Below are 14588 nucleotides of genomic sequence, written 5' to 3'. Positions count from 1 at the left end.
ATTTCGTCGCGGTCAGGGTTCGCGCAGGACCCCTTCCTGAGTGGCCGACGCGATGCGCGCACCCGCCTCGGTGGTGAAGTCGCAGGTGCACAGGCATCGACCACCGGTGGCGATCGGGCTGGTCTGTCGACACAGCATCCAGTCGTTCATCGAGAACCGGCGGTGAAACCACATCGCGTGGTCGATGCTGGCACCGGCGATGACCCGGTTGCCGTACCAGGAGCGCCCGTGCGGCATCAGCGCCGGATCGAGCAGGGTCAGGTCACTGACGTACGCCAGCAGGGCGGTGTGCAGCAACGGTTCGTCCGGGACACCGGCGGCGGCACGCACCCAGAACCGCTGCTCGGGACTCCGGGTTCCGGCCGCGGCAAGCGCCTCGGGATGCTCGAGAAAGCGGACATCGAAGGGATGAGGCTGCGACCACCACGGGGGCAACACCGCACTCTCCGACTCGAGCCGCTCGTGCAGTGGCAGCAGTTCCTCCGGCGCCGTCGGCGGCAGCGGCGCGGACCATTGGTGCTCCGGCCCCTCCTGCTCGGTGGCGAACGACAGCTGCAAGGTCGCCAGCACGTCCTCGCCCTGGGTGGCGACGACAGTCCGGGCACTGTACGAGCGGCCGTCGCGCAGGATCGTCACCTGGTAGGTGACGGGTGTATGCGGGTCTCCTCCGCGAAGGAACAGCGTGTGCAGCGAATGCGGATACCGGTCCTCGGGCACCGTCGCCCCGGCCGCCATCACGGCCTGCGCGAGCACCTGCCCGCCGAAGAGCCGCGGAAGTTTGCGGGCCGCGGTCGGTCCACGGAACCGGTTGCCTCCGGCGGAGGTCACCCGCAGAGCGTCGACCAGCAATTCCAGTTGTTCGGCAGAGGCGATCACCGTCCGCGTCCTCCTTGGTGTCGACCCCCGATCCGCGCAGGCGGGACGAGAACCATCGTTGACCGTTACCACATCGGACGGTACCGTAAGCGAACGTACGATTGTTTGTCTAACGGCATGGTCCTACGAAGGCGACCCCACACCGGGGCGTCCATCGGCACAGATATCCACACCCCCAAGGAGTCCGGGCATGTTGTCCAAGGTCCTCGTCGCCAACCGCGGCGAAATCGCGGTCCGTATCATCCGCACGTGCGCAGAGGCCGGCATCGCCAGCGTCGCCGTGTACTCGGAGGCCGACGAGAAGGCGCTCCACGTGCGGCTGGCCGACGAAGCGGTGCTGCTCGGCGCGGCGTCGGCCTCCGAGTCGTACCTGGCGATCGACAAGATCATCGAGGCCGCCCGAAGCACCGGCGCACAGGCCGTGCACCCCGGCTACGGCTTCCTGGCCGAGAACGCCGCCTTCGCCAAGGCCGTCGAGGACGCCGGGTTGGTCTTCATCGGACCCCCCTCGTCGGCGATCGAGGTGATGGGATCGAAGATCGCCGCCCGCGAGATCGCCGCGAAGGCCGACGTCCCGCAGGTCCCCGGTTCGCAGGGCACCATCGCTTCCGCGGCGGATGTGATCGCGTTCGGTGACGAGCACGGCTACCCGGTCGCGATCAAGGCCACCTACGGCGGTGGCGGCCGCGGCATGCGGATGGTCGCCTCGGCCGCGGAGGCTGAATCGGCGTTCGCCTCGGCCAAGCAGGAATCGGCCGCCGCGTTCGGCCGCGACGACGTCTACCTCGAGCGGTACCTGTCCAGTGCCCGCCACGTCGAAGTCCAGGTCTTCGCCGACACCCACGGCAATGCGGTATGGATCGGTGACCGCGACTGCTCGGTCCAGCGGCGGCACCAGAAGCTGATCGAAGAGGCTCCCGCCCCGGGCCTGTCCGACGAGCTGCGCCGCGCCATGGGTGAAGCCTCGGTCCGCCTGGCCGAGCAGGTCGGCTACGTCGGCGCCGGCACCGTCGAGTTCCTCGTCGAGGCCGACCGGGAGGCGTTCTACTTCCTGGAGATGAACACTCGCATCCAGGTCGAGCACCCGGTCACCGAGATGACCCTCGGCCTGGATCTGGTCGCCGAACAGCTCGCCGTCGCCGCCGGAGAACCGCTGGCGATCACCCAGTCCGGCGCCGCCCCGCGCGGGCACGCGATCGAGGTCCGTGTCAACGCCGAGGACACCCGGGGCGCGCTGTTCATGCCCAGCCCCGGTCCGATCGCCACCGTCACGGCGCCGACCCGGGCCGGTGTGCGCTGGGACGGCGGCTACGAATCCGGCGACGAGGTCCAGCCCTACTACGACAGCCTTGTCGGCAAACTCATCGTGTGGGCACCCAGCCGGGATCGAGCCTTGGACCGGCTGACCCTCGCCTTGGACGAGCTGGTCATCGACGGCGTGCCCACCACGGTCCCGGCCGCACGACAGATCGTTGCGCACAAAGACTTTCGCAATGTCGCCATGCACACCAACTGGCTCGAACGCGACATCGACTTCGCCTCGATGCTGCCGCCGGTCGAAGACCCCGACACCGAAGACGACGCCGGCGAGGAAGAGACCCAGCCCCGCAACGAGGTGTGGGTCGGTGATCGCCGCTACGTGATCCCGTTCTTCTCACCGGCCACGGCCGCCGTGCCCGATGCCGCGGCGGCCGAGGCCCCGGCCCGGCGGGCGACCGGCGCCGGTGGCGGGCCGCGTAAGAAGCGAGGCGGTGGCGGTGCGGCGAGCGGTGAGGTCAAGAGCCCGATGCAGGGCACGGTCGCCCATATCGACGTCGAGGTCGGTGCCCGGGTCGAAGCGGGCCAGGTACTCATGGTCCTGGAGGCGATGAAGATGCAGAACCCGATCCGCGCCGCCATCACCGGTGTCGTGGAGTCCCTGCAGGTGAAGGTCGGCCAGGTCGTGGCCTCGGGTGCCGCCCTGGCCACCGTCACGGCGGCAGGTGAATGAAATGGCCACACCAGCAGGGTCGTCGGTCGCAGTCGTCACCGGTGCCGGCGGCGGGCTCGGCGCGGTCACCGCGGCGGCGCTCGGTGACCTGGGTCTGGCGGTCGCCTGTGTCGACATCGACCAAGTCGCCGCCGAGCGCACCGCCACCGAGCTGAGCGACCACGGGGTGGCCAGCGCTGCCTACGGGGTGGACATCACCTCCGAGTCGGCGGCTCAATCCCTGGTCGAGGCGGTGCACGCCGACCTCGGTCAGGTCTCACATCTGGTCAACATCGCCGGCATCCTGCGCCGCACCCATCTCGCCGACACCGACGCCGCGTCCTGGCGGCAGGTCATGGACGTCAACGTCACCGCGCCGTTCCTGCTCACCCAGGCCTTCGCCGGCGATCTGCGGGCCGCCGAATACGGGCGGGTGATCAACTGCGCCTCGTTCGCCGGCACCCGCGGCTACGAGTACCCCGCCTACGCCGCCTCCAAGGCCGCGCTGATCAACCTGACCAGTTCGTTGCTGTTCGACTTCTGGGGGACCACGGTCACCGTGAACGCAGTCGCTCCCGGCGCGATGGTCACCCCGATGCTCGACCGACCAGCGGCCGAGCGGATGGCGGCCAAGACCCCGACCGGACGCATCCTCGACCCCGAGGACGTCGCCGCGGTCATCGGGTTCCTCGCCGGCCGCTCCTCCCGCGGGGTCAACGGCACCACCACCGTGATCGACGGCGGCGCCTCCCTACTGTTCAGCTACCGCTGAACAGCACCGTCGATTGGCAATCCAGTACCTCCCAAACAGTTTGGAAAGATCATGACTGACATTCTCGACCAGAAGACCACCGCCCCGGTGGGACCGCACGAAGAACTCGACGCCCGCCTGGCCGCGGCCCGACTCGGCGGCTCCGAGAAGCAGCGTCAAAAGCAGATCGAGGCCGGCAAGATGCTGGTCCGCGACCGGCTCGAGTTGCTCTTCGACAACGGGTGGTCCTTCGAGGACGGCCTGCTGGCCCGCTTCGACGAGGGCCTGCCCGGCGACGCCGTGGTCACCGCGGTCGGCAAGGTCGACGGCCGTGACGTGGTGGTGATCGCCAACGACTACACCGTCAAGGCCGGCACCTGGGGCAAGCGGACCTTCGAGAAGATCACCCGCGCGCAGGAACTCGCCGACTCCACCGGCACCCCGATCGTGTACCTGTTCGACTCCGCCGGCGCCCGCATCGACGAACAGTTCGAGAGCTTCGTCGGCCGCCGCGCGTGGGGCAACATCTTCTACAACCAGGTCCAGATCTCCGGCCGCGTCCCCCAGGTCTGTGCCCTGTTCGGCCCTTCCCCCGCCGGCTCGGCCTACGTGCCCGCGCTGTGCGACCTGACGATCATGGTCCGCGGGCACGCCACCGCGTACCTCGGCTCCCCGCGCCTGGCCCAGATGGTCACCGGCGAGGACGTCACCCTCGAGGAAATGGGCGGGGCGGAGATGCACTCGACCGTCTCCGGTCTGTCCGACGTCCTCGTCGAAGACGACGCCGAAGCGATCGCCGCCGTGCGGGTGTGGCTGTCGTTCCTGCCGTCGAACTGGCAACAGGAACCCCCGGTCACCACACCGGCCGACCCGTCCGGTGCTCGGACCGTCAAGGAGATCGTCCCCGAGGTCGAGTCCGAGATCTTCGACATCCACGAACTGATCGACTCGCTCGTCGACGACGCCAGCTTCTTCCCGTACAAGGACCTGTTCGCCCCGGAACTGGTCACCGGATTCGCCCGCTTGAACGGCCAGAGCGTCGGCATCGTCGCCAACCAGCCCACCGTCAAAGGTGGGGTGATCTTCCCGGACTCCTCCGACAAGGCCGCGCGGTTCATCTGGATCTGCAATGCCTACAACATCCCGATCCTGTTCCTGGTCGACATCGCCGGCTACATGATCGGCTCCGAGGTCGAACGTCAGGGCATCATCCGGCACGGCGCGAAGATGATCTTCGCGGTCTCCGAAGCCCGCGTCCCGCGCATCACCGTACTGCTGCGCAAGGCGTACGGAGGCGGCTACCTCGCGATGTCCGGCGCCCCGATGCAGCCGGACGCCCTGATCGCGCTGCCGACGGCCAAGCCCGCGCTGATGGGCCCGGATGCCGCGGTCAACGGCATCCACTACAACCGCATCCAGGCCATCGAGGACCCCGAGGAGCGCGCGGCGTTCATCGCCGAGAAGCAGGCCGAGTACGCCGCCGGGATCGACGTGTTCAAGATCGCCAACGAGAACGCCGTCGAAGCCGTCGTGCCCGCGAACGAGCTGCGCAACGAACTCACACAGCGCCTCGCCCTCTACCGCAAGCGGGACCGCACCGCCCCCGCCCGCCGCAACGGCGTCACCCCGGTATGAGCGGCCCGGTGCTCGCCCCACGGCGGGAAGGGCTCACCGGAGTCGTCACCGGTGCCGGCACCGGGATCGGCCGCGCCTGCCTCGAGATGCTCGTCGACCACGGCGCCCGCGTGGATGCGTGGGACCGCAGCGACGACGCGTTGTCCGACCTGGCCGACTGCGACAATGTAGCGGCCCGTACCGTCGATGTCACCGATGTCGATGCAGTCGCTTCGGCCGCCGTTTCCGCGCAGAATGATTGGCAGAGAATTGATTTCGTGATCAATTGTGCAGGTGCGTTTCTGGTCGGGCCGCTCGCCGAGGTCAGTGCGGCCTCGGTGCGCTCGTTGTTCGATGTGAACGTGCTCGGAACCACGCTCGTCACGCAGGCGTTTCTCCCGGCGCTCGAGAGCAGCCGCGGGTCGATCGTGAACGTGGCCAGCTCGGTCGCTCTCAAGCCGACCGTCAGCAATGCGCACTACGCCGCCTCCAAGGCAGCGGTGGCGCATCTGACCCGGTGCTGGGCGCTCGAGCTGGCACCGGCGGGGGTGCGGGTCAACGCCGTGGCCCCGGGGCCGACCCCCACGGCGATCTACCGGACGGCCGGGATGAGCGCCGAGCAAGAGTTGACCCTCCTCCGCGAGCGCGCAGCCGCGATTCCGTTGCGGCGGGTCGGTGACCCGCTCGACACCGCGCGGTGGATCGCGCGTTTCGCCCTCGAAGACGACTGGACCACCGGGGTGGTCCTGCCCGTCGACGGCGGCATGGCGCTCTGATACCGGCTGCCGCCGTACTCGGCTTCGAAATCCCGGGCCCTCGAACGATGAGGGCACGGGATTTCGTGTGCGTGTGCCCACGCCCGCCACTTCTCACGCCCGCCACTTCCCGCGGCCGGCGCGTGCGCAGGACCGCGGGCCTGTTCCTTCCCGGCGCTGCCGGCTGCGGCCCCGGTCCGCAACCACGTCGGCGAGCTCGACGGCCCACCGAGGCCGTGCACGAAGTACTGCCCGCACCGCCCGAGTGTGTCGGGCGGTGCGGGCAGTACGGGGAATCGATGCGGGTAGGGCAGGCGGACGGCAGGAGAGTGCCGGTACCCGGCCACCGGGTTCCTGTGGTCGGGCTGCATGCCGCCCGACCACAGGATCGGCAATGTCAGCCGCCGACCTTCTGGCTGGCGCCGGCATCGATGGGCAGGTTGATCCCGGTAATGTAGCGCGATTCGTCGGAGGCCAGGAAGATGATCGCGTTGGTGATGTCGATGGGTTCGACCCACGGGATGTTCGGCAGCGAGTGCATGGTGGCGAACGCAGGTCGGGAGTCCTCGAGGGTGGGGTGCTCGAGGTCGGGTCGAAACAGCCCGTAGAAGGTTTCGTTCTGCAGCAGTTTGGTGTTGACGTTCGTCGGGTGCACCGCGTTGACCCGGATTCCCTGGGGGCCGAGCTCGTTCGCGAGGGTGTGCATCAGGCCGACGATGCCGTGCTTGGCGGCGACGTAGTGGCCGACGTTCGGGTATCCGCTCAGGCTCGAGGTCGAGCCGGTGAAGATCACCGAGCCGCCTTCCCCACGCTCGACCATGTTCGGGACCGCGGCCTTGACTGTGTGGAAGACACCGGTCAGGTTCGTGTCGATCATGTCGTTCCACTGGTCCTCGGTCAGGTCCAGGACCTTGTTGGCCGAGATGATGCCCGCGTTCGCACAGACGATGTCGATCTTGCCGAATTCGGCGAGGCCGTCGGCGACGGCGGCCTGCATCTGCTGCAGGTTGCGGACATCAGCCTGGGCGGTGACTACGCGGCGGCCCAGTTCCTCGACCAGCCGTGCCGTTTCCTTCAGGTCGTCAGGCGAAGCCATCGGGTACGGCACACTGCCGATCTGGTCGGCGATGTCGATGGCGATGATGTCGGCACCTTCTTTGGCCAGTCCCAGTGCGTGCGACCGTCCCTGGCCGCGTGCGGCCCCGGTGATCAGGGCGACCTTGCCCTCCAAGCGGCTCATTGAACTTCCAATCTGTCGATGTACTCAACTGCAGATGTTCGGAGGAGTGACAACAAACGTACGTGCGTTTGTTTCCTTAAAGTGTGATCTGGAGGACAGCAAATGTCAACCACCGCGCCGAGGAGAGCGCGCGCCCGTCACGAACGTGATGCCTCATCCGCATGCACGGGGCGAAGTTTAGGAAATCCACTCTCGAACAGAGAGTTTCGGAACGTCAGAGACGACAGCCGCCACCGCGTGGCACGGGCGGGGTCTCGGCGGCACGGAGTCCCGGCACGCCCCTCGGAGCGGCCCCGGCACCGTGCCACCTCGAGGGTGCAGTCGGCAGGGCGCGGCCCCACCCGGGGCATGCCGCCACGACGATGGCGGCATGCCCCGGATACACGTGGGCCGAATCCGCTTCGACCGGAGTCGGTACGTCGGTCAGTCGGCGTTCTCGACGCCGAGCTGACGCAGGGCCATCGTGATGTAGGTGTTGACCACCTTGTCGAGCGACTTGGGGCCGCCGGGCTTGTACCAGGACGACACGTGTGCGCCCTGCGCCAGAATCGAGTAGGTCTGCAGTTTGGCGTCCAGGATGTCGGCGCCGGTCTCCTTGGCCACGTCCTTGACCAACTTCTGTAGCAACCGCTCGTATTCGGCGCGTTTGGCCAGGACTTCGTCGAGGTCCCCGTCGCTGAGCGAACGCAGCTCGGAATTGCCGATGAAGACTTCTCGCGCGTGTTCCGCGTGGTAGCGGATGTGGCAATCGACCGCAGCCTTGAAGCGGTCCACCGCCGTGCCGTCGACACTCTCGATGGCGGCGTGGACCGCTTCGAGGAGTTCGTCCATGACCGACACCATGATGTCGGTCAGGAGTTCCTCTTTACCGCTGATGTGGTTGTAGAGGCTGCCGACCTGGATCCCGACCTCGCTGGCAACCGTGCGCAGCGACGTTGCCTCGTAGCCGTGCGCGTAGAATAGCTTGGCCGCGGCCTCGCGAATGGCGTCACTGGTGCGCGCGCCGCCGCGTGTCGCCCGAGTTGCTCGAGTCACTGTGCCCCTCCGAAGTAAAGTAAACGGGCCCCGAAGGGGCCGGCGAGCGATCTCGAAAACAATCGTACGTTAGTCGATCCGCGTTTGCCTGATGGTCTACGCGTCGTTACCAGCCCATCGCCGCCCGGATGTTGGTCTTGACGATCTTGCCGCTGGGATTCATCGGCAGGGCGTTCGGTCCGACCAAGGCGATCATCTTCGGCACCTTGTAGCCCGCCAGGCGCTCGCGCAGGAACGATGCGATCTCCACCTCCGTGACGCTCTGGCCGGGTCGAACCGCGATGACCGCGCGCACTTCCTCGTCCCATTCCTCACTCGGGACACCGAGGACGGCCGCTTCCATGACCGCCGGGTGCGTGTGGAGCAGTTGCTCGATCTCCGAGCTGTAGACGTTCTCGCCACCGGTCTTGATCATGTCCTTGGCTCGGTCCCGGAAGTACAGGTAGCCCTGCTCGTCGCGGACCGCCAGGTCGCCGGTGCGCAGCCACCCGTTCTCGAGCACCTCCTTGGTGGCCTCCGGGCGCCCGAAGTAGCCGGTCATCAGGTTGGGACCGCGGACACAGATCTCCCCGATCTCCCCGACGGCGGCCGGGGTGCCGTCGTACAGATCGCGTAGTTCAACCTCGGTGAGCAGGTACTCGGTCCCGATCGAGCCGTCGATCTCCGGCCGGAGCATGTCGTGGGGCAACAATCGGGTGACCATCGGTCCGGCTTCGGTGAGTCCGTAGCGGAAGAACAGCTCCACGTCCGGGATCAGCGCCGACACCGCCAGCTTGTCCGGCATACGCAACAGGCCGGCGCCGGTGTGCAGGGCCTTGAAGTGGTTGCGGAACCCGTCGGTGTCGAACGTACCCGCCTTGAGCATGCGTCGGATCATGTTGGGCACGAGGAACATGTTGGTGATCGACTCGCGGGCGACGAGGTCCGCAATCTCGTCCTCCACGAACTTGTGCACGAGGACCGAGCTGTTGCCGGTGACGTAGTGCGGGAGGAACCAGCACAGCAGGGCTGCGGAGTGGAACAGCGGGGTGACGACCAGACCGTGGTCGTTCGCCCGGCCGCCGATCCGACAGTCCGCGATCTCGTTGACGGCGTTGGTCAGAATCGCCGAGTGCGAGAGCACGACGCCCTTGGAGAACCCGGTGGTTCCGCCGGTGAACAGAATGCAGGCGGCATCCGACGGGCCGACCGGGACATCCCGGAGCGACTGCGAGCGCAGAAGGTGGTCGAACTCCTCGCCCTCGTGCACGACCGTAATCGGCCCGTCCAGGCCGCCGCCGGCCAGCACCTCGGCGATCGCGGCATCGAATCCGTCACCGACGAGGACGACGCGGGCGCCGGTCTCGTTGATGCCGTGCGTCAGCTCCTCGGTGGCCCACCGCCAGTTGTACGGGACGAAGGCCGCCCCGGCGGCCACGATGCCGAGAAACGTTTCGATGCTGAAGGCCGTGTTGCCGGCCAGCACACCGACGGTGTCGCCGGGCTTGACACCCTGGGCCCGGAGGCCGGCAGCGATCCGCCACGCCCGATCGGCGAGTTCTCCATGGGTGAGCCGCCGCGTCCCGTCGAAGAGCGCTTCGCGCCCAGGCACCAGCCGCTCGTTACGACGAATAGCGTCGACGAGAGTAAACATCGTTCTCCTTAGCCGTACAGGTGTCGGTGTGTGGCCTCCAACACTACGGCAAACGTACGTACGTTTGCTAGTGCCGACCTGTGTCACGTCAGCGGGGAATGATCGAATTGGCAGCAGTCGAGGGAAGGGATGAGCATCTGGTGCAATCTTCGGGAAGTTGCTGGAGGTGCGGTCACGGCGTGCTCGCATGCGACGGGCGAGGGTCGTCGGCGTGTGATGAGGTTCAGCGGCTCGTCTCGGGGCCGAAGCCGCTCGGGGCACGACGCTGCAAGCGGGGCGAGCCGTGAACAATCCGACAATCGGCTACGTCGGGCGCCTTCGCCGGTCGACAATCCGCGTGTCGCTGTGATGACTCACCGGGCGCGCAGCCGCAGCCGCGTGTAGGTGAACGTCGCGTAGACGATCCCGAGGAGGAGCAGCATCCCGGCCGAGAGCAGCCACCACGACGTCGCGTGCTGCCACAGCACGTCGGCCTCGGCGGTCGGGTCCTTGGCACGCAGGTCGGTGGTCGAGGCGGTCGCGGCGTAGCCCCACCGCGACGGCGACAGCCACGACAGCTGGGCGAGCACTGCACGCCCGGTGATGGGGATCAGGCCGCCGCTGAGCACGAGCTGCACCATGACCGTCACGACGAGCAGCGGCATCACCTGTTCGCCGGACCGGGCGACGGCCGACAGGGCCAGACCGACCACCACGCAGGCACACGTGGTCAGGGCGATGTTGACGACGAGTTCGACACTGCCGGAAGGGATCACGCTGCCGGCGCCGGGAGTTCCCTTGCCGATCAGAACGACGAGGACGAGCAGAAACGACTGCACGATCGCGGCGGCGCAGAACACCACGATCTTCGCGATCAGGTACGCCGAGGGTGCGAGCCCGGCGGCGCGTTCGCGGTGGTAGATCATCCGTTCGCCGACGAGGTCCCGGACGGTGAGCGACGAGCCCATGAAGCAGGCCCCGAGAATCAGCAGGATGAGGATGAACGCCAGTTCGCCGGGTTCGGCGCCCGGACTGGGCGGACCGAATCCGTCGCTGCCCGGCACCAGGATCGACAGCCCCCCGAGGATGAACGGCAGTAACGACAGGAAGATCAGGTAGCCGCGGTCCGCGCGGATCAACCGCATCTGCCGCCGCGCGACGGTGCTCAGCTGTCGGCGACGGGAGGTGTGGGCGGGCCGGCCCAGCGGGCCGGGCGCGGCGGCGGGTGGGTGGTCGACGGTCGCACTGCGGGCGAGGTGCTCGGCGTACACCGCGTCGGGTTCGGCGGCGACGCGGGCGAAGATCTCCGCCCAGTCGGAGCTGCCCAGCGCGGGACCCACCTCGCCGGGCGGCCCGACATAGGCGGTCTTGCCCCCGGGCGCGAGCAGCAGCACCTGATCACACAGTTCGAGGTAGGACAGCGAGTGGGTGATGACGAGGACGACCCGGCCGGAGTCGGCGAGGCGGCGCAGCGTGGTCATGATCTGCCGGTCGAGCGCCGGGTCGAGGCCGGAGGTGGGTTCGTCGAGGATCAGCAGCGACGGTCCGGTGAGCAGTTCGAGGGCGACCGACGCGCGTTTGCGCTGCCCGCCCGAGAGGCGGTCGACCCGGGTGCCGGCGTGCTCGGTGAGCTGGAGTTCGCCGAGCACCCGGGCGATCACCTCGTCGCGGTCGGCCCGGGTGGTGTCCGGTGGCAGCCGCAGTTCGGCGGCGTAGCCGAGGGCCTCACGGACGGTGAGCTGCCGGTGGAGCACGTCGTCCTGGGGAACGAGACCGATCCGGGAGCGCAGCGCCTGGTATTCGGCGTGCACGCTGTGGCCGTCGAACTCCACGACCCCGTCGGTGGGATTGCCGGTGCCGGAGACGATCTTGGCCACGGTGGATTTGCCCGCGCCGGAGGGGCCGATGACGGCGGTGAGCGTGCCGGGCGGCGCGGCCAGCGTGACGTCGTGCAGCAGGCGCCGGCTCCCGTCGATGGTCAGCCCGACGGCGCGCACGCGCAGGCCGTCGGTGGTGGCAGCCGCCGTCTTCTCCCGCGGGACGAGGGTGCCGTCGTGGACGACGAGGTCGGTGTTGCCGATCGTCACGACGTCGCCCTCGGCGAGGACGGCGTGGTCGATCCGGGTGCCGGCGACGAACGTGCCGTTGACGCTGCCGAGGTCCTCGATCTCGAGGCCGGTCGGCCCGGTGCGCAGGGCCGCGTGATGGCGGGAGGCCAGGACATCGTCGACGACGACGGCGTTGTCGGCGGCCCGGCCGATCGACACGTCGCCGGTGCGGGGTGCGCGCCGGGGCCGGCGTCGCGCGCCGCGGGTCTCGCCGGCCCGGACCGCGGTCAGTTGGTCGAGCAGGCCCCCTCTGCGTTCATGGGTCGCCTCGGGTTCGGCGACGGAGATCCGGAGGTCCGGTCCCTCGGCGCGGTCGCCGATCCGGGCGACGACAGTTCCGGTGACGCGGATCCGCTCCACCCGGCGTCCGTCGACGAAGAGTCCGTTCTTGCTGCCGGAGTCGACGAGATACCAGCCGTCCTCCCACTTCAGGAGCGCGTGTTCGCGGGAGACCACGGGGTGCTCGAGGGTGACGTCCATCGATCGGTCCCGGCCGATGCGCACCGTCGTTCCGGGGTCGTAGCCGGCGCGGCCGCCGTCCCATTCGAGCAGGACCTGCGCGTGCCGGGTGTCCACGTCGTCCATCGTCTCGGCCTTCCGTCAGCCGTGTCCGCTCGCACCGACGTGCGGTTCTCGACCGCCCACCGACGATTTCCGACCGCTCGTCGCGTCGTGCGCCGGGGGTCGTTCGATCTCCGATTCTCCCACTCCGGGAATGCCCAGGCCAGACCGCGAATCCGAGCGCGGCGGGTGTGGTCTGGCCGATTTGACACGCGGTTGTGTGGCCCAGGACACTACTGACAGACCGCTTACCGACCGAGCGATCGGTCGTAGTAGCGGAAGGCCCTCGCAGTCGAGTGGAAGGAACTGCGTCGTGACGTCCGAGATGCGCCCCTGGACCGCGCTCTACCCGAACGGACTCGACCCCGAGCCGGTGGTGCCGTTCGTCTCCCTGGTGGACGCGTGGCGCGCCCGTGTGGACGCCGACCCCGACGGCAAGGCCATCGCCTACTTCGACGGTGTGCTGACCGCCCGCGAGACCGACGAGCTCTCCGACGCTCTCGCCGTCGCCTTCGCTGCCCGAGGGGTGCAGCGCGGCGACCGCGTGGGCATCTACCTGCAGAACGTCCCCCAGTACGCGCTGACCCTGCTCGCGTTGTGGAAACTCGGCGCTGCGGCGCTCGTGCTCAACCCCATGTACCGCAGAGCCGAGTTGCGCCGCCTCGTCGACGACGCCGAGATCGTCGGCATGGTGTGCGCCGACACCGCCGTCGCGGAGACCGCGGACACCGTGCGCGACAGTTCGGTGCGCTGGATCGTCAGCACCAGCGACCTGGACTTCCAGAGCCGCGACGACGCGCGGGTCTTCCCGACGACGGACCGTGCCGTGGCCTCGCCCGACGGCGACCTCGTCCAGCTGATCGAGCAGTACCGGGGCCGGCGGCCGTCGCCCGTCGAGATCACCGGGGACGACGTCGCGTTGCTCGCCTACACCTCGGGAACCACCGGACCGCCGAAGGGCGCGATGAACTCCCACGCCAATGTGATGGCCGTGGCTACCACCTTCGGCTCCTTCGTCGGCCTCACCGACGGCGACGTGGTGTTCGCCGTCGCCCCCCTGTTCCACATCACCGGCGCCGTCATCAACGCCACGCTGGCGCTGGTGCACCGGACCGCCCTGGTCTTCGCCAACCGCTTCAATGCCGAGGTCGCGCTCGAGGCCCTCGTCGAGCACAAGGTCACGTTCACGATCGGCTCGATCACGGTGTTCAACGCCCTGTACGAAACCCCCGGCGCCGACGCCCACCACTTCGCGTCGGTCAAGACCCTCTACTCCGGCGGCGCACCGATCCCGCCCGCGACCGTGGAGAAGTTCGAAGCGAAGTTCGGCAAGTACATCCACAACGCGTACGGCATGACCGAGACCTCCTCCGGCGTCATCGCGGTGCCCCCCGGACGGCGGGCTCCCGTGGACCCCGCCAGCGGCACCCTCGCGATCGGCGTCCCGTTGCCCCTGATCGATGCGCGGGTCGTCGACGCGAACGGTGCCGCCGTCGAACCCGGCACGCAGGGGGAGCTGGAACTGGCCGGCCCGCAGGTGATCTCGGGGTACTGGCGCAAGCCCGAGGCATCCGCCTCCACCCTGCCCGGCGGACGGCTGCGCACCGGCGACGGCGCGATCATCGATCGGCACGGCTGGGTTTACCTGGTGGACCGCCTGAAGGACCAGATCAACGTCTCCGGCTACAAGGTGTGGCCCCGCGAGGTCGAGGACGCCCTCTACGAGCACCCCGCCGTGCACGAGGCCGCCGTCGTCGGTCAGCCCGACGACTACCAGGGCGAATCCGTGGTGGCGTTCGTGTCGCTCGAACGCGACGCCCACGCCACCGAGGGCGAACTCGTGGACTTCGTCCGCGACCGCCTCGCCGCCTACAAGCGGCCACGGCGGGTCCACATCGTCGAGAACCTCCCCAAGACCCAGACCGGCAAGATCCGGCGCAGCGACCTGCGCGACCGCACGATCCCCACCCCGACCACCTGACGATCCGCCCCCGGCCCGACCCCCTCCTACCGACCTCCTACCGACCGAATGTCACACGGGTTCGGTCACATCGACCCGATGTGACA

Annotated in this window: 10 protein-coding genes; 5 read left to right on the top strand and 5 right to left on the bottom strand. The window is 68.5% G+C overall.

All coding sequences use genetic code 11. From position 1 onward, the window contains the following. Positions 1 to 12 precede the first annotated feature (12 nt). Positions 13 to 876: an acyl-CoA thioesterase II gene (locus QYS60_RS06500; RefSeq protein WP_003938662.1), complete on the bottom strand. Its 864-nt coding sequence runs from the start codon at positions 874 to 876 to the stop codon at positions 13 to 15. A 190-nt stretch (positions 877 to 1066) separates the two neighbouring features. Between QYS60_RS06500 and QYS60_RS06495 the strand changes: the two genes are divergently transcribed. From QYS60_RS06495 to QYS60_RS06480, 4 genes are read left to right on the top strand one after another with little or no spacing between them, the layout of a single operon-like run. Further along, a complete protein-coding gene (locus QYS60_RS06495; RefSeq protein ID WP_371382707.1) occupies positions 1067 to 2866 on the top strand; it encodes an acetyl-CoA carboxylase biotin carboxylase subunit in 1800 nt (599 codons plus the stop codon). 1 nt (position 2867) lies between these two features. Next, positions 2868 to 3617, top strand: coding sequence for an SDR family NAD(P)-dependent oxidoreductase (locus QYS60_RS06490; protein ID WP_371382706.1), 750 nt, complete (start codon positions 2868 to 2870; stop codon positions 3615 to 3617). 51 nt (positions 3618 to 3668) lie between these two features. Then, positions 3669 to 5231 carry an acyl-CoA carboxylase subunit beta gene (locus tag QYS60_RS06485; protein WP_371382705.1) on the top strand — a complete coding sequence of 521 codons (1563 nt, stop codon included), beginning with the start codon at positions 3669 to 3671 and terminating at the stop codon, positions 5229 to 5231. Further along, positions 5228 to 5986 (top strand): SDR family NAD(P)-dependent oxidoreductase, encoded by a 759-nt coding sequence (locus tag QYS60_RS06480; RefSeq protein WP_003938666.1) that lies wholly within the window; start codon positions 5228 to 5230, stop codon positions 5984 to 5986. Before QYS60_RS06485 ends, QYS60_RS06480 begins: the two co-directional genes overlap by 4 nt. A 376-nt stretch (positions 5987 to 6362) precedes the next feature. On the opposite strand, the gene QYS60_RS06475 is transcribed toward QYS60_RS06480, so the two are convergent. The 4 genes from QYS60_RS06475 to QYS60_RS06460 form a co-directional block, all read right to left on the bottom strand. After that, positions 6363 to 7205 carry a mycofactocin-coupled SDR family oxidoreductase gene (locus QYS60_RS06475; RefSeq protein WP_003938667.1) on the bottom strand — a complete coding sequence of 281 codons (843 nt, stop codon included), beginning with the start codon at positions 7203 to 7205 and terminating at the stop codon, positions 6363 to 6365. Positions 7206 to 7628: 423 nt separating this feature from the next. Beyond that, positions 7629 to 8240, bottom strand: coding sequence for a TetR/AcrR family transcriptional regulator (locus QYS60_RS06470; RefSeq protein WP_003938668.1), 612 nt, complete (start codon positions 8238 to 8240; stop codon positions 7629 to 7631). A gap of 106 nt (positions 8241 to 8346) precedes the next feature. Continuing rightward, on the bottom strand, positions 8347 to 9873 hold the full coding sequence (locus tag QYS60_RS06465; protein WP_371382704.1) for a class I adenylate-forming enzyme family protein: 1527 nt from the start codon (positions 9871 to 9873) through the stop codon (positions 8347 to 8349). 353 nt (positions 9874 to 10226) lie between these two features. After that, positions 10227 to 12545, bottom strand: coding sequence for an FHA domain-containing protein (locus QYS60_RS06460; protein WP_371382703.1), 2319 nt, complete (start codon positions 12543 to 12545; stop codon positions 10227 to 10229). A 289-nt stretch (positions 12546 to 12834) separates the two neighbouring features. On the opposite strand from QYS60_RS06460, the gene QYS60_RS06455 reads away from it, so the two are divergent. After that, a complete protein-coding gene (locus QYS60_RS06455; protein WP_371382702.1) occupies positions 12835 to 14502 on the top strand; it encodes a class I adenylate-forming enzyme family protein in 1668 nt (555 codons plus the stop codon). Positions 14503 to 14588 lie beyond the last annotated feature (86 nt).

It is taken from the genome of Rhodococcus sp. GXMU-t2271 (genome assembly GCF_041414735.1).
GTDB classification, from domain to species: domain Bacteria; phylum Actinomycetota; class Actinomycetes; order Mycobacteriales; family Mycobacteriaceae; genus Rhodococcus; species Rhodococcus indonesiensis.
Note: the sequence above shows the minus strand (reverse complement) of the source record. Positions and strands in the feature narration are given on the sequence as shown.

Coding starts and splice junctions, on each gene's coding strand:
- QYS60_RS06495 (WP_371382707.1), top strand. CDS start 1,067: ATGTTGTCCAAGGTCCTCGTCGCCAACCGCGGCGAAATCGCGGTCCGT.
- QYS60_RS06490 (WP_371382706.1), top strand. CDS start 2,868: ATGGCCACACCAGCAGGGTCGTCGGTCGCAGTCGTCACCGGTGCCGGC.
- QYS60_RS06485 (WP_371382705.1), top strand. CDS start 3,669: ATGACTGACATTCTCGACCAGAAGACCACCGCCCCGGTGGGACCGCAC.
- QYS60_RS06480 (WP_003938666.1), top strand. CDS start 5,228: ATGAGCGGCCCGGTGCTCGCCCCACGGCGGGAAGGGCTCACCGGAGTC.
- QYS60_RS06475 (WP_003938667.1), bottom strand. CDS start 7,205: ATGAGCCGCTTGGAGGGCAAGGTCGCCCTGATCACCGGGGCCGCACGC.
- QYS60_RS06465 (WP_371382704.1), bottom strand. CDS start 9,873: ATGTTTACTCTCGTCGACGCTATTCGTCGTAACGAGCGGCTGGTGCCT.
- QYS60_RS06460 (WP_371382703.1), bottom strand. CDS start 12,545: ATGGACGACGTGGACACCCGGCACGCGCAGGTCCTGCTCGAATGGGAC.